This is a genomic window from Pseudomonas sp. LBUM1674, from assembly GCF_059695635.1.
This window is the reverse complement of the sequence record NZ_CP166779.1, coordinates 4,235,612-4,254,904: the sequence shown is the minus strand read 5'-3', so window position 1 is coordinate 4,254,904 and position 19,293 is coordinate 4,235,612. Positions and strand designations below refer to the sequence as shown.

Genomic DNA, 19,293 nt, shown 5'->3' with positions numbered 1-19,293 from the left:
AAGACCACTTGGAACACGGTTGTGTTTCCCTTGATACGAGACAATCTTATGGAAAATAAAAAAGACGCCGTCCAGCCTTCCGAGGTTGGGATGGGAACTCGAGTGGTATGGGGAGGAGAGCAAGTTCAACATCCCTATAATGCGACCCAGACACCCATCGTGGTCAGTGCCGCCTATGGCTATGACGATATCGATAAGTGGTATGACGTGGCATTGGGAAAGGAACCCGGCTTCATTTACAGCCGGATGAGCAATCCAACTGTCTCTGTCTTAGAAGATAAACTCTGTGAGCTCGAAAACGCAGAGTCGGCTGTAGCTTTCAGTACCGGAATGGCCGCAATCAGCGGTGTACTACACACCTTCCTGTCCTATGGGCAGCGTGTGGTATCTACACTTGACAGCTACGGTGGTACGAATAAGATTTTTGAGGAGTTTCTTCCACGCATGGGTGTAGAGGTAACCCTTTGCGATACGCTCGCCACTGTGACTCTCGAGCAGGAGATCGCTAAAGGCTGCAACGTTCTGTACCTGGAAACGCCTACCAACCCGACTCTGAAAATCGTTGATATTCGACGCCTTGTGGCAGCGGCGAAGCGAGTGGGCGCTTTGGTCATTGCGGACAATACCTTCGCGACGCCTCTGAATCAGAATCCGCTCGCTTTAGGCGTTGATGTGGTTGTGCACAGCGCGACCAAATTCCTGTCCGGTCATGGTGATGTACTCGGTGGTATGGTTTGCGGCGCCGAGCATTTGATGTCTCAAGTTCGCCATTACCGCGAAATCAATGGGGCCTCGCTCGACCCTTTTTCGGCGTATCTAATCATCCGAGGCATCAAGACGCTGGCTCTGCGTCTTCGTCAGCAACAGGCGAGCGCGCAACTGTTGGCCGAGTACCTCGCTACCGAGCCGCTGGTAGAGTCTGTTAACTATCCGGGGCTGCCTCAACATCCAGGTCATGACATCGCTCGCTCGCAAATGAATGGATTCGGAGCCATCGTCAGCTTCGTGCTGAAAGGAGGCATGGACACAGTGACTCGTCTGCTCCCGCTGCTCATGTATGCGCATCGGGCGGGTAACCTGGGCGCTGTGGAAACCATCTACGGGCCGGCACGGACGACCAGTCACGTGGAAAACACCTTGGAAGAGCGCCAGGCACTTGGGATTTCCGAAGGCTTGGTTCGAGTGTCCGTAGGTATTGAAGAATCAGCAGATTTATTGGCTGACCTAAAACAAGCCTTCGCTTTAGTGCGAAGTAAACAAGGTGATGCAAGCCTTCACGCTGACAGTGCCCAACGTTTCATTGAGGTAGGAGCCTGACGACGGGCAGGACTTTCGATATCCATCTAAAGCCCTTCATGAAGAATGAAAATAATAAAATCTAGCGACAACAAAATTGTACTGCCAAAAAGTCAGTTACAAGGCGTTTGTCCGCCCATTTCATGAGAATATAACTATGTCCACTCAGATAGAAGAAAAGCAGCCCGATCCAAATTCGCATTTCAAAAAGGAAATGCAAACCCGCCACATCGTTATGTTGGCGTTGGGCGGTGTGATCGGCACGGGCTTATTCCTGACCTCCGGTTACACGGTTAATCAGGCAGGGCCGCTCGGTGCAGTGATCGCTTACATCATCGGTGCAGTGATGGTGTATTTGGTCATGGTCTGTCTCGGTGAGTTGGCTGTACAGATGCCAGAAACCGGATCGTTCAGTAGTTACGCGACGCGATACCTGGGCCCGGGCACAGGCTATACAGTGGCTTGGCTTTACTGGCTCACTTGGGCGGTCGCCATCGGTTCTGAATTTACTGCTGCGGGCATACTGATGGTTCGGTGGTTTCCTGACACCCCGGTGTGGATTTGGAGTGCGCTGTTTGCCATTGCCGTTTTCTCAAGCAATGTTGTGTCTGTTCGGTTGTTTGCGGAGACTGAATTTTGGCTTTCGCTGATTAAGGTTCTGACCGTTATCACGTTCATCGTGATTGGCGGAGCGGCAATTCTCGGTCTTTTTCAGATACAGAATTTGCAGGGTGCGGGATTATCCAACTTCACACGTGAGGGGCTTTTCCCCACCGGGTTCTTACCCATTGCAATGACTCTCCTGGCTGTGTCCTTTGCATTTTCCGGAACTGAGCTGATCGGGATTGCGGCAGGTGAAGCGCAAGATCCACAAACTAGCGTGCCCAAGGCAATCCGTACGACAGTGGTACGTTTGGCACTGTTCTTTGTGGGGACAATTTTCGTCCTTGCGACGTTACTGCCACGAGAGCAAGCGGGTCTCGTGGAAAGCCCGTTCGTCATGGTATTTGAGCTGATTGGCATCCCATACTCTGCCGACATCATGAACTTCGTAATTCTCACGGCACTGATTTCCGCCGCTAACTCGGGGCTGTATGCAGCATCGCGCATGCTGTGGACATTGAGCGATCAAGGACATATGCCTAAGCGCTACGCCAGGCTCTCCAGTCGGGGCACACCGGTGAACGCCATCGTTCTTAGTATGGCGGGTGCAGTGGCTTCTCTGCTCAGCAGTGTGCTTGCCCCTGATACGGTTTACTTAGCCTTGGTGTCCATTTCCGGGCTGGCGGTCGTAGTTGTGTGGATGAGCATTGCTGCTAGCCAGATCGCGTTCCGTCGTCAATACGTCGCCAATGGCGGACGAGTTGAAGACCTGCATTTCCGTGTACGTGGCTATCCGTGGGTGCCTATCGGTGCGATGTTGTGTTGTCTGCTGGCGTGTGTGGGTATCGCTTTTGATCCTGAGCAGAGAGTGGCGCTTTACTTCGGCCTTCCCTTTATCGCGTGGTGTTATTTCGTTTACTGGATCACTCGCAACAAGAGAGCAGAGCGGTTGGCTTTAGCCGCCGCTGTTCATTCCTCTGGCACCGCGTGAAGTTCTCAGGCAATGATTGAGCATAGATAAAGCCCTGATGAGGTTGCGCCGATGAGTCAAAAATCACTACCACCCTTGAATTGGTTGAGGGCATTCGAAGTATCGGCGCGTTATTTGAACTTTACCCACGCGGCAGAAGAACTCCATTTGACTCAAGGGGCTGTGAGTCAGCAGATCCGTCAGTTGGAAAGTCACCTCGGGGTGGCGCTGTTCAAGCGCTTGCCTCGAGGGCTTGGCTTGACCGAGGAAGGACAGTCGTACCTGCCTGTCGTACAAGACGCGATCAGTCGCCTTGCAGTCGGCACAAACGAGATTTTCGGCCAGCACAATCGAAGACATTTGAAGGTGCGTGGCAGCCTTTCCTTTCTTCACTACTGGTTGGCTCCCCGGCTCGCGGATTTTTGTCGAGAGTATCCGCAGATCGATATTCGATATATCAGCAATATCTGGGTGAAAGAACCGGACGGCGAGGACGACCTAGAGATTCGCTGGGGATGCGGTGAGTGGTCGGGCTTGCACGCTCAGCGATTGACCTGGGACATCCTTCAGCCTGTTTGCTCCCCGACGCTCATGGCCAGCTCACCCATACATGAGCCTCGCGACTTGATGAACCATTCCCTGCTTCACGTGTTGGGTTACGAAGAAGGTTGGGGTTACTGGTTGAAGCGAGTGGGAGCAGACGACGTCGACTATTCCCGTGGCCTTCAGTTTGACACGCTGATCTCCACGATCCGCATGGCCGAATTGGGGCAGGGCGTTGCGCTGGCACGCTCTTCCGTGGTCGAGGATTTGCTTAACAGTGGGCAATTGGTTGCGCCATTCAGTCACCGAATCGAGGCTAGCGAATCTTTTTATCTGGTACACGAACAGGCCGAAGCGCTATCGCCAGATGCTGCAAATTTTTCTACCTGGCTGGTGGCTCAAGCCCATCGCCTTTTGTAATACCGATTGGGGAGTGGTCATGGATTATGTAAGCACACGTGGCGGTGACATGCGGGCGGATTTTCGCAGTGTGGTTCTGTCGGGGCTCGCCGAAAATGGAGGCCTGTATGTCCCGACCAGTTTGCCAGTATTCACTGAGAAACAAATTACCAGCTGGTCATGGCTGCCGTTTGATGAGTTGGTATGGCGGATAATCTCGCCCTTTGTTGGCTCGTCAATGGACGAAAGCACCCTGCGTGGCTTGCTCAGTGACAGCTATCAAAAATTCAAGCACCGCGCTATTACGCCGCTTGAGCAGATCGGGCATAACGAGTGGATACTCCAGCTGTTTCATGGCCCGACCCGTTCTTCCAAAGATTTCGCCGCGCAATTGCAGGCGCGCCTGGTCAAGCATTTTCTGCAGGAGGTCGGGAAAGAAGCATGGGTGGTCGGTGCAACTAACGGTGATACCGGCCTCGCGGCGCTTGACGCCTTTGCTGACTGCCCGGCCGCCCGCATGGCGATACTGTATCCGCGCGACGGGCTTGCGCCTGAGCAACTCAGTGCCTTGCAGGCAGCCGACCCGCAGCGGGTTCAGCTGTTTGCGGTTGACGGAAATTTCGATGATTGTCAGACACTGGTCTCCCGACTCTTGCGTGAGTGGCCGTTGGACGGAGTGATGCCGGTCTGTTTCAACTCGTCCAATTGGATCGGCGTCCTTGCCCAGATAGTTTTTTACTTCCATGCGGCGTTGCAACTGGGCGGTGGCTCGCGTCCCGTTGGCTTTAGCGTTCCAGCTGCCAGCTCGGCCGAGATCTACGCCGGCTACATCGCGCAGAAGATGGGATTACCCATCAATCAGGTGATCATTTCCACCAACAGCAATGATGCCCTGCATCAGTTTTTCCATTGCAATCGCTACTCCACCCGGATGACGAATCGAACAGTATCGCCGGCGATGGACTTCTCGTTGTATTCCAACCTGGAGCGGTTTATTTGGGAGATTTACGAGCACGATGGCTGCTCAACAAAAGCGCTGATGGAGCATTTTGAAAGTTGCGGAGAAATGAGCATCGGCAATCAGCAATGGCTGCGTGCCCGAGTACTCTTCGATTCCTATGCGGTAGACGAATCCCAGGTGCGCGATGAGGTGGTCGAACTATTCCGAGAGACAGGCTCGGCCATCGATCCTCACACCGCTGTCGGAGTACTGGCCGGCCGGCTTCATCGACGCAGTCTGGGGGCACCGATGGTCACTTTCGGGCAAATTGCGCCGGCCAGGTCGGCGGCGCTGTTGGCCGAACTTGGCGTCTGGCAAGCAAGCGTTCCGGGCACTGTCGAGGTGCGCGCGCAACCACCGTACCTGGGCAAGGGCGACCTGGACGGTCTGTGCCAGGCTCTTCGTCTGGCGCAGCAGAGGCTTGCATGAAGCGCATTCTGGATCCGTTGGACGAACGCATACTGGCCGAACTTACCGCCAATGCGCGAATAGCCCATATTGAACTGGGTGCCAAGATCAACTTGTCGCGCAATGCTGTGCGCCAGCGCATCGAGCGTCTTGAGCGCGACGGTGCGATCCAGGGCTATACGGTACTTCTCGGTGAGTCGCGGCGGCCTACGTCGCTTATCAGCGCGGTGATCTTTGTCTACCGCTACGACCGCATGCGTGGCGAAGAAGTACTGGCTGCGCTGCGCTCCATTCCCGAAGTCGTGCAATGTGAAGTACTCAGTGGTGAGTTCGATTTGATGCTGCGCGTGAATGCCGCCACACCTGAACGTGTCCATCTCGTGTGGAAGGAAATCGCGGCCATGCCAGGGGTGGAAAACACCGTGACCTCGTTCGTTCTTTCTGCGGTGTTTTGAATACATCGTGCTTGGGCAAAACGCCCAACTAATACAGCACTTTGCCATATTCAACTGCCAAAGCCCGGCTCTTAGGATGTTCCTATCAAACAACATCAATACAGGAACCGCTTTTATGACTGAGTACAAAATTGCCTTGGTAGGGTTTGGTGGCGTAAACCGTGGCTTCGCCCAATTGGTCGCCGATCGTAATGCCGAGTGGAAAGAGTCCCTGGGCTTCACGGTCAAAATTGTCGGTGTCACCGATCTGTTCCTCGGCTCGATCGTTGCCAAAGACGGTCTGGATGCAAAGCAGTTGGTCGCACTGCCCGTTGAGAAAGGCGCTTTCGCTCAGTTGCCCGGTGGCAATGCTGAGGCCTTCAACGAAACCGTGATCAAGCATTCCGGTGCGGACATCATCGCGGAGGCCACTTTCACCAATCCGGTGGATGGCGAGCCCGCCACTACCTTTTGCCGTTGGGCATTGGAAAGTGGCATTCATGTAGTGACCACCAATAAGGGGCCCATTGCACTGCACGGTGCCGAGCTCAAGGCGTTGGCCCGTCGCAACCAGGTGGCTTTCGAATACGAGGGAGCGGTGATGAGTGGCACCCCGGTGATTCGTCTAGCCAGGCAGGCCTTGGCGGGTGCCAACGTAAAAGGCTTCGAAGGCATCCTGAACGGGACTTCCAACTACGTGCTGACCCGCATGAAAGACGGCATGACGTTCAACGATGCCGTGGTACAAGCGCAACAGCTCGGCTATGCCGAGGCAGATCCGACCGCCGATGTGGAAGGGTTTGATGTCCGCCTCAAGGTGGTCATCCTGGCCAACGAACTGCTCAATGCACGATTGAATGTCAGCGATGTGATGTGTTCGGGGATCAGCAATATCAGCGCGCAAGATATTGCCCAGGCAAGTGCCAATGGCGCCAGCTGGAAACTGATTGGCTCAGCCGATCGTGAGGCAGATGGCTCGGTTCGAGCGACTGTGGAGGCCCGGCTGCTGCCGAGCTCTCATCCTCTGGCAGGTATTTGCGGTGCTACGAATGCAGTGTCATTCAATACCGAACTTCTGGGAGCTGTCACGGTGTCCGGGCCTGGGGCAGGGCGTATCGAGACGGCCTTCGCATTGCTGTCGGACATCGTTGCCATCCACACCGCCCACGGCAAATAACAGGAGCTAGTCATGAGCGTATCCAGCAGAGCCAGTATCCAGCTTGTTGAAGCCAAACAGATTGATGTGTTCAGTCCATTCGATGGTCACTTGGTAGGGAGCGTCCCTTGCCTCGATGCTGCCGCAGTTCCTGGCTTGCTGGAACGCGCGCGAATCGGCGTGCGCGAGAGTGCGGCAATGCCTCGTCACTTGCGTGCGCGCATTCTTGAGAACGCCGCCCGGTGTGTGGAGCTTGAGTCCGAAGCATTTGCCAGACTGATCGTTGCAGAGGCGGGAAAAACGCTGCGCCAGGCAGAGAAGGAAGTGAAGCGTTGTGTGAACACGTTGAAGCTATCGGCAGAAGAGGCGCGTCGTAACGCCGGGGAAGTTATTCCATTTGGGGCTTATGAAGGATCGGAGTCGCGTCAAGGTTGGTTCACGCGGGAACCGTTGGGGCTTATCGTCGCGATCACTCCCTACAACGATCCGCTGAATTTGGTCGCCCATAAACTCGGCCCGGCAATCGCCGGTGGCAATGCCGTGATTTTGAAACCCTCGGAACTCGCGCCGTTGTCTGCTCTCAAACTCGTTGAGTGCCTGGTGACATCGGGTCTTCCACCCTCTGTGATTACCCTGGCTACTGGAGGCGTCGACTTGGGTAAAGCATTGGTGGAGGTTCGCGAAGTTCGGATGATTTCCTTTACGGGTGGTTTTGCCACGGGTGAGGCCATTGCTCGTAGTGCTGGGTTGAAGAAGTTAGCAATGGATCTGGGAGGAAATGCCCCGGTTCTTGTGCTTGAAGATTGTGATATCGAACCGACCGTGGAGTCCTGTGTGTCTGGTGCCTTCTGGGCGGCAGGGCAGAATTGCATCGGCACGCAGCGCATCCTCATACATAGCTCAATTTATGAGGATTTCCGTGAGCGTTTTGTCAGCCAAACGCGCGCATTGGTGGTGGGCGATCCTGACCAGCGAGCAACGGATGTAGGCCCGATGATTACGGAACAATCGGCCCGTCGTACCGAACAATTGGTAAATGAAGCACTGGCCGAAGGTGCCGTCCTTCTATGTGGGCACCATCGCCAAGTGGGAAGCTATGCGCCGACCGTGCTTGAGCGTGTGAGGCATAGCAGTACGATTTGGCAGCAGGAAGTCTTCGCTCCGGTGGTTATTCTGGAGCCTTTTGACCATCTGGATGACGCTGTTGCTCTGGCCAACGCAACGGAGTACAGCTTGCATGCTGGTCTCTTCACACGTGATATTTCCAAGGCTTTGAAACTAGCGCGTCAAATCGAAGCGGGTGGTGTGATGATCAATGATTCTTCCGATTATCGTTTCGATGCCATGCCTTTCGGTGGTTTTAAGTACGGAAGTCTTGGGCGCGAAGGTGTTCGGTTTGCGTATGAGGATATGACGCAGCCCAAAGTGGTCTGTATCAGCGAGGTGGGTTAAGCCTACGAAGTAATTGTCGTCGACGTACATCGGGTGGACGCTTTCTCCCAACGCCCGATGTCCTCGTTGATAAAAATAGTAGCGGGTCGCGCGAACTTACACTGAGGTGCACGTCCGATGCTTTGTGAGATATTCTTACCCCAACTCTTAAGGGGTGAACGGACTGATTCTTTGGTTCACCCTATCTCACATGAGCAATCGTTTACGAGGTTAACCATGTCCAAACTCGCAGAATTTCGGCAGCTTGAAAAACACTTGGCCGAGCAGCTCCAAGCGCTTGAAGCCTTGAAAGGTGACGCCGGTCTGAAGCAAGAAATCGAGTTCGAAACAAAGCTCCGTGCCTTGTTGGCGAAGTACGGCTTCAGCTTGAGAGACATCGTCAACCTACTTGATCCTAAGGCTGGTAGTCGCGCACCCGCTGCGGAGTCGAAGAGCAGCACCCGCAAGCCACGCCAAGTGAAGGTCTACAAAAACCCGGAGTCCGGTGAAGTTGTCGAAACCAAAGGCGGCAACCACAAGACGCTGAAGGAATGGAAAGCGAAATACGGTTCCGACACCGTGGAGTCCTGGCTCACCAAGTGAGTTCGGTTTGAGTACAAAAGAAGCCCTCTACAGGGCTTTTTTTGGGTTGCGAAACGGATGTAAGAGATTGGGTGCAGGGAGCCCTGGTAGGACATGCAGATAGCCGTTGAGGTTCAAAGGCTATCTGGCACTACTCAGGACAAAATTGCTTGAGGTTTAAGGTCAGTAGCAACCTGTCAGTCTACAAAGTGATATGTCCTCAGCCACGCGAAGAGCCTGAACTGCAATCGTTGTGAGGGATTCACTGCAGCAGACGTCGGCATGAAGCCGGCATCGACGACAGGCCGTAGAGTCCAGCGACGCGCGAGCGGAATCATTGCCTATTCGGACGGTTGCGCACTCATGCGAAGGCGTGCGTTTATCCAGTGGGCGTGTGAGTACGATACCCACCCGCGATGTGGCTCGCTTATTGGCTTTGTTGCCCCAATATGCGAGTGCACCAGAGGGCATTACTATCAGCGAGCTCATCCGATTCGGGCGTCAACCGCATCAGGGCTTTATGCGCCAGTGGAGCGCCAAGGATCAATTGATCGTCGAGAATGCCTTGCAGGCCGCCAGCCTTGTGGAGTTGGCAGACAGGCCGCTCGAATCTATGTCCGGAGGGCAGCGACAACGCGCCTGGATCGCCATGGCAATCGCCCAGGACACGCCTTTGCTGTTGTTGGACGAGCCAACTTCAGCGCTGGATCTGGGGCATCAGCTGGAAGTCTTTGAACTCGTTCGCCAACTGAGCAATGCCGGCAAGACGGTAATTATGGTTCTGCATGATCTGTCCAGCGCATGCCGATATGCAGACCATCTGGTGGCCATGAAGGCGGGTCGCATTGTGATCGACGGCGCTCCCGATACAGTCGTGACTTCTGCTCTCGTTGAGGAGCTGTACGGCGTTAGTTGTGTACTGTTGAAGTGCCCCAGACTGGCGCGCCGGTGATCACTGCAATTCAACCGCTAAAAGCGTGCACAGCACAGGCTTCCACATCGCAAGGAAATTGTTGCTGATGTTGTTTTGTGCTGATCTGGACTGCCAGTCAGCTCGTCGACCTGGACTACACCTCCCTTGTGCAAGGCGATAGCGTCTGGATCACCGAAATGCAGACGTTTGTAATTTCTCAATGGTTAGTTCCTCGCGAACCAAAGCGTTGATTACGATCCCTCGGCATGCCCGATAAGAAAAACAGATACCTGGTTAAGGAATTCCCAGAGGCGCAGCGGACATGTGCGGCTTTAGAGTCGTGCCCAGTATTCGACTAAGGGAAAAGGACTGTCCATTCCCGAGCCCGTTGGATTGTCTACAAAAATAAGAAGGTGAAAAGCATGAGTCACGAAACGGTCGATATCAAAGCGTGGATCGACAACCGTCCGGTTGCCGGCTATCAGTGGCTCATCATGAGCCTGTGTTTCTTCATTGTGCTGTTCGATGGCTTTGACGTCGCTGTAATGGGTTTTATCGCGCCTTCGCTGATTCAGGAGTGGGGTCTGTCCAAAGCGGCATTTGGCCCGGTGATGAGTGCCGGTATGGTCGGTTTGGCCATTGGCGCCCTGACTGCTGGCCCTTACGCCGACCGCTTGGGGCGCAAAAAGGTGCTGCTCTTCGCCGTGACCGGCTTCAGCGTTTTGAGCCTGGCCTGTGCGTTCGCCCGTAATCCATATGAACTGGCGGCCTTGCGTTTGTTGACTGGAGTGGCCTTAGGTGCCGCGCTGCCCAATACCACCACGCTGTTGTCCGAGTACCTGCCAGAGCGCAACCGGTCGCTGTTCATAACTATCATGTTTACCGGTTTCAACATGGGGTCGGGGCTGGGCGGTTTTTTGGCGGCCTGGTTGATTCCGCATCATGGCTGGCAGTCAGTGCTGCTGGCGGGTGGCATCCTGCCGCTGGCGTTGCTGCCATTCCTTTGGTTGCTGTTGCCCGAGTCCGCACGTTTTCTGGCCAGTAGAAATGCCCCCGCCAGCCAGATCGCTAAAGTGCTGAACAAATTGGGTGGCACCTTTTCGGACGCCACGAAATTCACCATGACCGAACCCAAGGCCCAGCTCAAGGCGCCTGTGCGCATGCTGTTCAGCGAGGGCTACCGGTTTGGCACTCTTTCACTGTGGACGACCTACTTCATGGGGCTGCTGGTGATCTACCTGACAATGGGTTGGATGCCGACGCTGTTGCGCGAGGGTGGTCTGTCCATTGAGCGGGCGGCGACTATCACCGGCCTGTTCCAGATCGGCGGCACGGTCGGTGCCATAGTGGTAGGTTGGGCGATGGACAGGCGCAATCCCAACCGTGTGATTGCCACAGCGTACGCGATGGGCGGTGCGTTCATTCTGCTGTTGGGCGCATTCAGTCTGGAGTCGAGTCTGTTGGCATTTGGCGTGGTGGCGGCAGGTTTCTGCATGAGCGGTGCGCAGACCGGACTCAACGCTTTTGCCCCCGGCTATTACCCGACCGATTTCCGCGCCACGGGTGTGAGCTGGATGCTGGGCATCGGTCGTTTCGGGGCTATCTTTGGTTCTCTTATCGGTGGTGCCGTGCTTAGCCTCGGGTTAGGCCTGCCATTGCTGTTCACCCTGTTGAGCGTGCCGGCCTTCATCGCAGCACTGGCGATCATGGCCAATGGTCATGCTCGACGCCGGGTCAATCAGTCCCTGCTGACGCAATAATTTTTTCGAATAAAGGTACTCATCATGGCGCGCATCATCGGTGGCCTCGCTGTATCCCACACCCCCACTATTGGCTTCGCCGTAGATCACGATAAACAGAATGAGGCGGCCTGGGCGCCGATTTTCGAGGGCTTCGAACCGATCAAGGTTTGGCTGAAGGAGCAACAACCGGATGTGTTGTTCTACATCTTCAACGACCATGTAACGTCGTTTTTCTTCGACCACTATGGCGGTTTCTCCCTCGGAGTCGATGATCGTTACGAGGTGGCGGACGAGGGCGGCAATCCGCGCTTGCTGCCTGCGGTTGGCGGACACGCGGCACTGTCGCGGCACATTGGCCAAAGTCTGATGGCCGATGAATTCGACATGAGCTTCTTCCGTGACAAACCACTGGATCATGGCTTCTTCTCACCAATGTCGGCACTGTTGCCTTGTGAACCCGACTGGCCGGTAGAGATCGTGCCGCTGCAGGTCGGCGTATTGCAGTTCCCGATCCCCAGCGCCTTGCGCTGCTACAAGCTGGGCCAGGCTTTGCGCCGGGCCATTGAAAGCTATCCCGAAGACCTGAAGGTCGCCATTGTCGCGACCGGCGGCGTGTCCCATCAGGTGCATGGCGAGCGTTGCGGCTTCAATAACCCGCAGTGGGATGAGCAATTCGTTGATCTGCTGGTCAACGACCCGGTGCGCCTGACCGAAATGACCCATGCCGAGTACGCCAGCCTGGGCGGGATGGAGGGTTCGGAAGTGATTACCTGGTTGATCATGCGCGGCGCCATGTCGGCCACGGTAAAAAATCTGCATCAGGACTACTACCTGCCGTCCATGACCGGTATCGCGACCCTGTTGCTGGAGAACCAGGACAGGGAGGTGCCCGTCGATGTCACGACGCGTCACTTGCAGCATATGCAGCACCAATTGGCCGGGATTGAGAAACTGGAGGGAACGTATCCATTCACGCTCGAACGCAGTGCCAAGGGTTATCGCCTGAACAAATTCCTGCATCGCATGATCGAGCCGCAATGGCGTCAACGTTTTCTCGATGCCCCGGAAGCGCTGTTCGAAGAAGGGGGGCTGAGCGAAGAGGAGCGTGAAATGCTGCGACGCCGTGATTGGCGAGGGTTGATCCAGTACGGGGCGATCTTCTTCGTATTAGAAAAACTCGCGGCGGTACTCGGGATTCCCAACTTGCAGGTCTACGCGGCGATGCGAGGGCAGAGTCTTGAGGAGTTTATGAAGACCCGCAACCAGCAGGTTCTCTACTCGGTGGCGGGCAAAACCTCCCGCTGATCTACAGGGGCGATCGCTCCGTTAGTTCTCGGCGACCTTTTCCGGGTCGCCATTACCCATTTTTCTCTTGATCCCAGTGTGCTCTGCAAATAAGGGCGCAGGGCATTCCTTTACCCAAAAATCGGAAAAACAATAACAATGAAAATCACCGTTAATCGTCGAATCGCTTACTCGCTGGCCGTTGCTTGTGCGGCGCCTCTGGAAATTCAGGCCGCAGGTTTCATCGATGACGCCAGCGCGAACCTGAACCTTCGTAACTTCTACATCAACCGCAACTTTATCAATCCGACTTACCCGCAAGGCAAGGCCGAAGAGTGGACGCAGAACTTTATTCTCGATGCTCGTTCCGGTTTCACCCAAGGCTCGGTGGGATTTGGCGTGGATGTGTTGGGACTCTATTCGGTCAAGCTCGATGGCGGGCAGGGCACAGGTGGTACGCAGCTGTTGCCGATCAATAGCGATGGGCGTCCTGCCGATGATTTCGGCCGTCTGGCGGTTGCCGGGAAAATGAAAGTGGGCAGAACCGAACTGAAGGTCGGTGAGTGGATGCCCGTATTACCTATTCTGCGTTCCGACGATGGCCGCTCGCTGCCGCAAACTTTCCAAGGCGGTCAGGTCACCTCGCAGGATATCGACGGCCTGACCCTGTACGGCGGCCAGTTCCGGCAGAACAGCCCGCGCAACGACTCGAGCATGGACGACATGTTCATGCAGGGCAAAACCGCCTTCACGTCCGATCGCTTCAACTTCGTCGGCGGTGAACACAGCTTCAACGACAAGCGCACCATGATCGGCCTCTGGAATGCCGAGCTCAAGGACATCTATCAGCAACAGTATCTGCAACTGGTACACAGTCAGCCGCTCGGCGCCTGGACGCTGGGGGCAAATCTGGGTTACTTCTGGGGCCACGAGGACGGCAGTGCCCGCGCCGGCGACCTGGACAACCGCACTGCTTCAGCGCTGCTCTCGGCCAAGTACGGAGGCAGCACTTTCTACGTCGGCCTGCAAAAGCTTACCGGTGACAACGCATGGATGCGGGTCAACGGCACGAGCGGCGGTATCCTGGCCAACGATAGCTACAACAACAGCTACGACAACGCCCGGGAGAAGTCCTGGCAACTGCGCCACGACTACAATTTCGTCGCCTTGGGTATTCCCGGACTGACCTTGATGAACCGCTATATCAGCGGCGATAACGTACACACCGCTACTGTCAGCGACGGCAAGGAATGGGGCCGGGAGTCGGAACTGGCCTACACCGTGCAGAGCGGCACTTTCAAGAACCTCAATTTGCGCCTGCGCAACTCCAGTATTCGCCGAGACTACAGCAGCAACGAGTTTGACGAAAACCGCCTGATCGTCAGCTATCCCTTCAGTCTGCTTTGAACTGCAGGGCGTCCTGCTCGCGGATCACCCGGCGAATCATGTCCATCAGGGTTTGCGCCACCGGAGAGTGCAGGCAGCCGTTGCGATAAGTCAGGCCGATGGCCCGGGTGGTCTGTTGCAGCGTCAGCGGCAGGATGCACAACTCGCCGGAGGCGATTTCCTGTTCCAACTGGTGGGCGGACACCGCCGCGAGCATGTCCGAGCGTAGCAACAGGCCTCGAATGATCGCCATGTCACCGCTTTCCACCCTCGGCCGGGGAGGTGCAATACCGAACCGGGCGAAGCACTCATCGAGCATTTGCCGGGCCGGCGATCCCGCCCTGGGCAATACCCATTGGGCGGCGCCGAGCTCTTTGTGCAAGGCTGTTTTTTTATAGAACGGGTGACCACGCCGAGCCACCACGACCATTTCTTCCGTGAGTAATACTTCACCGGTCAGGTCGCTGGCGTAGGACTGTGATCGCAGTGCACCAAAAATGAAGTCGACATCGCCGGCACGCAACTCGGTCGCCAGCAGATCGAATGGGCTTTCGTTGGTGATCACTTGGGTCGCCGGGTGTTCGGCCATCAAGCGCACGATGGCTTCGGGCAAAATACGCGTACGTCCCAGGGGCAGGGCGCCGACATGTACCACGCCTTGCAGGGCACCGCGCATGGCGGTGATATCGGTCTCGATATGGCGTAACTCGTTGAGCGCCCGACGGATTGGGAACAGGATTTCATTGCAGGCACGGGTCGGTTGCAGGCCGCGAGGCGTGCGCTCGAACAATGATTGGCCACAGCCATTTTCCATGACCTTGATGGTCGAGCTGATCGCCGGCTGGCTCAGACCAAGCAAGCTGGCTACCGTCTGCATATGGTGGGTTTCACAGAGTTTGACGAACACCTGCAGACGCCTGTTCTGAAACAGGTAAAGCGGTTCGATAGCACGTTTTTCCCCGCTGCCCAAGAATCGAGGCACGCTTTCCAGCTCGACCAGCACCCGACGCGCCCGAGGCAATAGCCGTGTACCGTAATCGGTCAAACGCATACCGTTGGCGTGGCGTTCGAACAACGGCACACCCAGCCGGGCTTCCAGCTCGGAAATCGATCGGGTCACCACCGATTGAGCCCGATACAAGGCTACCGAAGCTTTGGAAACGCTGCCATGGTCGGCGACCCGGACGAAGGCTCGCACGTGCATCAGGCTGGAAAGTTCATCGGATTCCATCGGAAGCGTACTCTAGGGATCAATGTTCGAGCCTGACTATGCATCGCCTGTTTGCCTACAGGCAATAAAAAAAAAGCATACCTAAAACACTGTAACGCATTACTCCCTCAGTGGATCGCGGTGCGATGCTCTTTCAAAACGCAGGAGGAGAATCCGCAATGATCGAATCACCAAAAAATGCGCTGGTTGTCAGTGCCCACTCTGCCGATTTTGTCTGGCGTGCCGGCGGTGCCATCGCGTTGCATGCGCAACAGGGCTACAACGTGCACATCGTCTGCCTGTCTTTCGGTGAGCGCGGCGAATCCGCCAAACTGTGGCGCAAGGGCGAGATGAGCGAAGAAAAAGTCAAAACTGCCCGCCGTGAAGAAGCACAAGCCGCTGCGGACATCCTGGGCGCAAGCGTCGAGTTCTTCGATATCGGCGATTATCCGATGCGCGCCGACAAGGAAACCCTGTTTCGCCTGGCCGATGTGTTCCGTCGAGTCCAGCCTGAGTTTGTCCTCAGTCACTCTTTGAAAGACCCGTACAACTACGATCATCCGCTGGCCATGAACCTGACCCAGGAGGCGCGCATCATTGCCCAGGCTGAAGGCTACAAACCGGGTGAGAAAATTGTCGGCGCACCGCCGGTGTACAGCTTCGAACCGCATCAGCCCGAGCAATGCGAATGGCGTCCGGATGTGTTGCTGGACATCACCCCGGTCTGGGACAAAAAATATGCCGCGATCCAGTGCATGGCCGGTCAGGAACACCTCTGGGAGTACTACACCCGCGTCGCCTTGCAGCGCGGCGTTCAAGCCAAACGCAATGTCGGCATCACTTCCAGCCGCGACATCGTATATGGCGAGGGTTACCAGAGCATCTTTCCGCGCGTGACGGAGAACCTGGCATGAGCGAGCTGATCGGAAAAACCGGCATCGTCGTGCGCAACATTGCCCGTGCCGAGCGGGCGATGGTCGATGAGCTGCAACGCTACGGTGTCGCGACGATTCATGAAGCGCAGGGACGCAAAGGTCTGCTGTCGCCTTCGATCCGCCCCATTCAGCGGGGCACCGTGATCAGCGGTTCGGCCGTGACGGTACTGGTCGCACCGGGTGACAACTGGATGTTCCATGTGGCGGTGGAGCAGTGCCGTCCAGGCGACATTCTGGTGGTCGCCCCGAGCTCCCCCTGCACCGATGGCTATTTCGGCGACCTGCTGGCGACCTCGCTCAAGGCCCATGGTGTGCGCGCACTGGTCATCGACGCCGGCGTGCGCGACACCCATACATTGCGCGAGATGGGCTTCCCGGTCTGGTCTCGGGCGATCAGCGCGCAAGGCACGATCAAGGAGACCCTGGGCTCGGTCAACCTGCCGCTGGTGTGTAGCGGGCAACTGGTCAATCCGGGTGATGTGGTGGTGGCGGATGACGATGGCGTGGTGATTGTGCGGCGTGCCGAGGTTGCGCAAGTGGTCGAGGCCAGCCGTCGGCGTGCCGATCTGGAAGAGCAGAAGGCGCTGCGACTGGCCAAGGGTGAGTTGGGGCTGGACATCTACAACATGCGTGGCCGTCTGGCGGAGAAAGGCTTGAGGTACGTCGACAGCCTCGACGAACTCGGGGATTGAACATGACTCAGACTCGCATACCTTGCCTTTTGATGCGCGGTGGAACATCGAAAGGTGCGTACTTTCTGGCCAAAGATTTGCCTGGCCAGGAGGCATCGAGAGATCAGGTGTTGCTGGCGGTCATGGGTTCGCCGGACAAGCGGCAAATCGATGGGATCGGCGGCGGCGATTCGTTGACCAGCAAGGTTGCAATCATCAAACCCTCCGAGCGTGGCGATGCCGATGTCGATTACCTGTTTGCGCAAGTGCTGGTCGATGAGGCGCGAGTCGATTACGGCCAGAACTGCGGCAACATACTTGCTGGTGTCGGGCCATTCGCCATAGAGCGTGGGCTTGTGAAGGTAACTGGCGCCATAACCCCAGTGCGCATTTTCATGGAGAATACCGGTCAGGTAGCGATTGCGCATGTGCCAACCCCCGACGGCCATGTCAGCTACACCGGCGACCAACGAATTGATGGTGTACCAGGTACTGCCGCGACATTGCCTTTGCAGTTTGCTGACATCGCCGGCTCGAGCTGCGGTGCGCTTTTGCCCACTGGGAATGCGCTTGACGTGATCGACGGAGTAGGGGTCACCTGCATTGATAACGGCATGCCGGTGGTGCTGATCCGTGCTGAAGATTTGGGTTGCAGCGGTTATGAAAGCCCTGAACAGCTGAATGCCGATAGTGCGCTCAAGGCGCGAATCGAATCCATCCGCTTGCAGGCCGGCCCACGTATAAATCTAGGGGATGTGAGCGAACGCAATGTGCCCAAGATGTGCTTGGTCTCGCCGGCGCAGGCGGGTGGAGCGCTGAATACCCGCACATTCATTCCTCATCGTTGCCATAGCAGCATCGGCGTTTTTGGCGCCGTCAGCGTAGCCACCGCCTGCCTGATCGAAGGCACTGTTCCGGCCAAAGTGGCATGTCTGGAAAGGAGCGACGTAATGCGCTTGTCAATTGAGCATCCGACGGGCGAATTCACCGTTGAATTGCATCTGCGCCAAGGGCAAATAATGAGTTGCGGGCTCATTCGAACCGCCCGGCTTTTGTTTGATGGTTATGTGTGCGTGCCTCGCCGTATTGGGTCTGAAGAACGCGTCGGCTGATCGGAAATCCAGTTGTAAAATTTATGAATCTGACTAACTCATAGAGCGCGGCACCATGAGCTTCAAGAGTCCTGGCTGACCAAGTGATTTTGGTTTGAGTACAAAAAAGGCCCGCTGGGGCCTTTTTTGTTGCCTACAGAAAAGGCAACTAAGGGCCGGAGGAACGGCTTCGCATTTTCTGGGAGCGGTGGAAAGTCGGCCTGAGACCCACAGAGCTGACTTGACGTAGGTTTCACTGTGGCGGGGCTCACCATTCGTCAGCAAGGTGCCTTAACCCTCCTTGACAGCTCAGTCATCTGAGGAAATACTCATCTCAAAATTCATATAGATGACTATACAACAAGGTGAATAAAGTCGATGAATTCTCTATCCAGTGATGTTCGCCTGCCACTCTACCAACGCTTGCGTGATCAGTTGGCTGAACAGATTGCCAACAACCGCTGGCGCCCCGGGGAGGCAATTCCCACCGAAGCCGCGCTTTCAGCGGAGTACCAATTGTCCACAGGCACCGTGCGTAAAGCGGTCGACGCGCTGGTCGGTGAGGGCATTCTGGAACGTCAGCAAGGTCGAGGCACTTTCATTCGCCGGCCTCAGTTTCAATCTTCGCTATTCCGATTCTTCCGTTTTCAAACCGCTGCCGGCGAACGCCAGGTACCGGAGAGTCGTATCCTGTCGATCGAGCCGATGGCCGCACCCTCCGCAGTAGCCCAGGCCTTAGGGCTTCCCCTCGACGCGCCGGTTATTCGCATTGTCCGTGTGCGTCTGCTCGATGTTCAGCCGGTGCTTGCCGAAGAAATCTGGCTCCCGTCCAGCCGTTTTCAGCCGCTGCTGGAGATTGACCTTAGCCGAAAGGGGCCATTGCTTTATCCGATCTACGAAGAAGTGTGCGGCCAAGTTGTCGCCTATGCCGAAGAAACGCTCACCGCCGAGTCGGTGAGTGACGTGCATGCGCGATTACTGCAAGTCCCGGTCAATAGCCCGGTGGTAGTGATCGAGCGTCTGGCGCGTGACTACGCTGGTACGCCAATGGAATGGCGTCGATCTCGCGGGCATGCCGAGCATTTCCGTTACAGCGTGGATATTCGCTAACGCCTTGCCTGAGTAGCGGATCGCTCAGCGGCGACTAGATCGCCGCTGGTTTCATTGTTTTGTTTGTCCTGACTGGCCCCGCAGCGGCGCGGTTCGCTCTCGGCTGCCTCACGTTTCACTTATAAGGAT

Annotated in this window: 17 protein-coding genes; 16 read left to right on the top strand and 1 reads right to left on the bottom strand. The window is 56.2% G+C overall.

The annotated features are described in order from the left end of the window. Positions 1–48: 48 nt before the first annotated feature. The 12 genes from ACA067_RS19480 (at position 49) to ACA067_RS19425 (ending at position 14,168) form a co-directional block, all read left to right on the top strand. Positions 49–1,317, top strand: coding sequence for a cystathionine gamma-synthase family protein (locus ACA067_RS19480; protein ID WP_497458063.1), 1,269 nt, complete (start codon positions 49–51; stop codon positions 1,315–1,317). 136 nt (positions 1,318–1,453) lie between these two features. After that, the gene (locus ACA067_RS19475) at positions 1,454–2,890 is read left to right on the top strand and encodes an amino acid permease (RefSeq protein ID WP_497458062.1); all 1,437 of its coding nucleotides are present in this window, start codon (positions 1,454–1,456) and stop codon (positions 2,888–2,890) included. A 51-nt stretch (positions 2,891–2,941) separates the two neighbouring features. Continuing rightward, entirely contained in the window at positions 2,942–3,832 is an 891-nt protein-coding gene (locus ACA067_RS19470) for a LysR substrate-binding domain-containing protein (protein WP_150744170.1), read from the top strand. Positions 3,833–3,851: 19 nt separating this feature from the next. Further along, positions 3,852–5,240, top strand: a complete 1,389-nt coding sequence (gene thrC / locus ACA067_RS19465) for a threonine synthase (RefSeq protein WP_497458061.1) — start codon at positions 3,852–3,854, stop codon at positions 5,238–5,240. Beyond that, positions 5,237–5,674, top strand: coding sequence for an Lrp/AsnC family transcriptional regulator (locus tag ACA067_RS19460; RefSeq protein ID WP_030130664.1), 438 nt, complete (start codon positions 5,237–5,239; stop codon positions 5,672–5,674). The genes thrC and ACA067_RS19460 overlap by 4 nt, the downstream gene beginning before the upstream one ends. Before the next feature lie 115 nt (positions 5,675–5,789). Beyond that, positions 5,790–6,830, top strand: coding sequence for a homoserine dehydrogenase (locus ACA067_RS19455; protein WP_497458060.1), 1,041 nt, complete (start codon positions 5,790–5,792; stop codon positions 6,828–6,830). 12 nt (positions 6,831–6,842) lie between these two features. Beyond that, positions 6,843–8,261 (top strand): aldehyde dehydrogenase family protein, encoded by a 1,419-nt coding sequence (locus ACA067_RS19450; protein WP_497458059.1) that lies wholly within the window; start codon positions 6,843–6,845, stop codon positions 8,259–8,261. A gap of 216 nt (positions 8,262–8,477) precedes the next feature. Beyond that, on the top strand, positions 8,478–8,843 hold the full coding sequence (locus tag ACA067_RS19445; protein WP_497458058.1) for a histone-like nucleoid-structuring protein, MvaT/MvaU family: 366 nt from the start codon (positions 8,478–8,480) through the stop codon (positions 8,841–8,843). Positions 8,844–9,252: 409 nt separating this feature from the next. Then, positions 9,253–9,774 (top strand): ABC transporter ATP-binding protein, encoded by a 522-nt coding sequence (locus ACA067_RS19440; protein WP_497458057.1) that lies wholly within the window; start codon positions 9,253–9,255, stop codon positions 9,772–9,774. A 383-nt stretch (positions 9,775–10,157) separates the two neighbouring features. Further along, entirely contained in the window at positions 10,158–11,495 is a 1,338-nt protein-coding gene (locus ACA067_RS19435; protein WP_497458056.1) for an MFS transporter, read from the top strand. Positions 11,496–11,519: 24 nt separating this feature from the next. After that, positions 11,520–12,782, top strand: a complete 1,263-nt coding sequence (locus tag ACA067_RS19430; protein ID WP_497458055.1) for a gallate dioxygenase — start codon at positions 11,520–11,522, stop codon at positions 12,780–12,782. 138 nt (positions 12,783–12,920) lie between these two features. Beyond that, complete coding sequence (locus ACA067_RS19425; RefSeq protein WP_497458054.1) at positions 12,921–14,168, top strand: OprD family porin; 1,248 nt, start codon at positions 12,921–12,923, stop codon at positions 14,166–14,168. Here the strand turns inward: ACA067_RS19425 and ACA067_RS19420 are convergent. Then, a complete protein-coding gene (locus ACA067_RS19420; RefSeq protein ID WP_497458053.1) occupies positions 14,155–15,378 on the bottom strand; it encodes a LysR family transcriptional regulator in 1,224 nt (407 codons plus the stop codon). The two genes, ACA067_RS19425 and ACA067_RS19420, sit on opposite strands and share 14 nt — an antisense overlap. Before the next feature lie 158 nt (positions 15,379–15,536). Here ACA067_RS19420 and galB point away from each other — a divergent pair, with 158 nt between their 5' ends. The 4 genes from galB (at position 15,537) to ACA067_RS19400 (ending at position 19,164) form a co-directional block, all read left to right on the top strand. After that, the gene (gene galB, locus ACA067_RS19415) at positions 15,537–16,271 is read left to right on the top strand and encodes a 4-oxalmesaconate hydratase (protein ID WP_497458052.1); all 735 of its coding nucleotides are present in this window, start codon (positions 15,537–15,539) and stop codon (positions 16,269–16,271) included. Continuing rightward, on the top strand, positions 16,268–16,984 hold the full coding sequence (locus tag ACA067_RS19410; protein WP_497458051.1) for a 4-carboxy-4-hydroxy-2-oxoadipate aldolase/oxaloacetate decarboxylase: 717 nt from the start codon (positions 16,268–16,270) through the stop codon (positions 16,982–16,984). Before galB ends, ACA067_RS19410 begins: the two co-directional genes overlap by 4 nt. A gap of 2 nt (positions 16,985–16,986) precedes the next feature. After that, positions 16,987–18,075 carry a 4-oxalomesaconate tautomerase gene (locus ACA067_RS19405; RefSeq protein ID WP_497458050.1) on the top strand — a complete coding sequence of 363 codons (1,089 nt, stop codon included), beginning with the start codon at positions 16,987–16,989 and terminating at the stop codon, positions 18,073–18,075. A 357-nt stretch (positions 18,076–18,432) separates the two neighbouring features. Then, positions 18,433–19,164, top strand: coding sequence for a GntR family transcriptional regulator (locus ACA067_RS19400; RefSeq protein WP_497458049.1), 732 nt, complete (start codon positions 18,433–18,435; stop codon positions 19,162–19,164). The last annotated feature ends 129 nt before the right edge of the window (positions 19,165–19,293 follow it).

What these genes read in the sequence shown, in the direction of transcription:
- ACA067_RS19430 (WP_497458055.1), top strand. Translation starts at nt 11,520, where the DNA reads ATGGCGCGCATCATCGGTGGCCTCGCTGTATCCCACACCCCCACTATT.
- ACA067_RS19400 (WP_497458049.1), top strand. Translation starts at nt 18,433, where the DNA reads ATGAATTCTCTATCCAGTGATGTTCGCCTGCCACTCTACCAACGCTTG.
- ACA067_RS19410 (WP_497458051.1), top strand. Translation starts at nt 16,268, where the DNA reads ATGAGCGAGCTGATCGGAAAAACCGGCATCGTCGTGCGCAACATTGCC.
- ACA067_RS19420 (WP_497458053.1), bottom strand. Translation starts at nt 15,378, where the DNA reads ATGGAATCCGATGAACTTTCCAGCCTGATGCACGTGCGAGCCTTCGTC.
- ACA067_RS19460 (WP_030130664.1), top strand. Translation starts at nt 5,237, where the DNA reads ATGAAGCGCATTCTGGATCCGTTGGACGAACGCATACTGGCCGAACTT.
- ACA067_RS19405 (WP_497458050.1), top strand. Translation starts at nt 16,987, where the DNA reads ATGACTCAGACTCGCATACCTTGCCTTTTGATGCGCGGTGGAACATCG.
- ACA067_RS19435 (WP_497458056.1), top strand. Translation starts at nt 10,158, where the DNA reads ATGAGTCACGAAACGGTCGATATCAAAGCGTGGATCGACAACCGTCCG.
- ACA067_RS19475 (WP_497458062.1), top strand. Translation starts at nt 1,454, where the DNA reads ATGTCCACTCAGATAGAAGAAAAGCAGCCCGATCCAAATTCGCATTTC.
- ACA067_RS19455 (WP_497458060.1), top strand. Translation starts at nt 5,790, where the DNA reads ATGACTGAGTACAAAATTGCCTTGGTAGGGTTTGGTGGCGTAAACCGT.
- ACA067_RS19470 (WP_150744170.1), top strand. Translation starts at nt 2,942, where the DNA reads ATGAGTCAAAAATCACTACCACCCTTGAATTGGTTGAGGGCATTCGAA.
- galB (WP_497458052.1), top strand. Translation starts at nt 15,537, where the DNA reads ATGATCGAATCACCAAAAAATGCGCTGGTTGTCAGTGCCCACTCTGCC.
- ACA067_RS19450 (WP_497458059.1), top strand. Translation starts at nt 6,843, where the DNA reads ATGAGCGTATCCAGCAGAGCCAGTATCCAGCTTGTTGAAGCCAAACAG.
- ACA067_RS19480 (WP_497458063.1), top strand. Translation starts at nt 49, where the DNA reads ATGGAAAATAAAAAAGACGCCGTCCAGCCTTCCGAGGTTGGGATGGGA.
- thrC (WP_497458061.1), top strand. Translation starts at nt 3,852, where the DNA reads ATGGATTATGTAAGCACACGTGGCGGTGACATGCGGGCGGATTTTCGC.
- ACA067_RS19445 (WP_497458058.1), top strand. Translation starts at nt 8,478, where the DNA reads ATGTCCAAACTCGCAGAATTTCGGCAGCTTGAAAAACACTTGGCCGAG.
- ACA067_RS19425 (WP_497458054.1), top strand. Translation starts at nt 12,921, where the DNA reads ATGAAAATCACCGTTAATCGTCGAATCGCTTACTCGCTGGCCGTTGCT.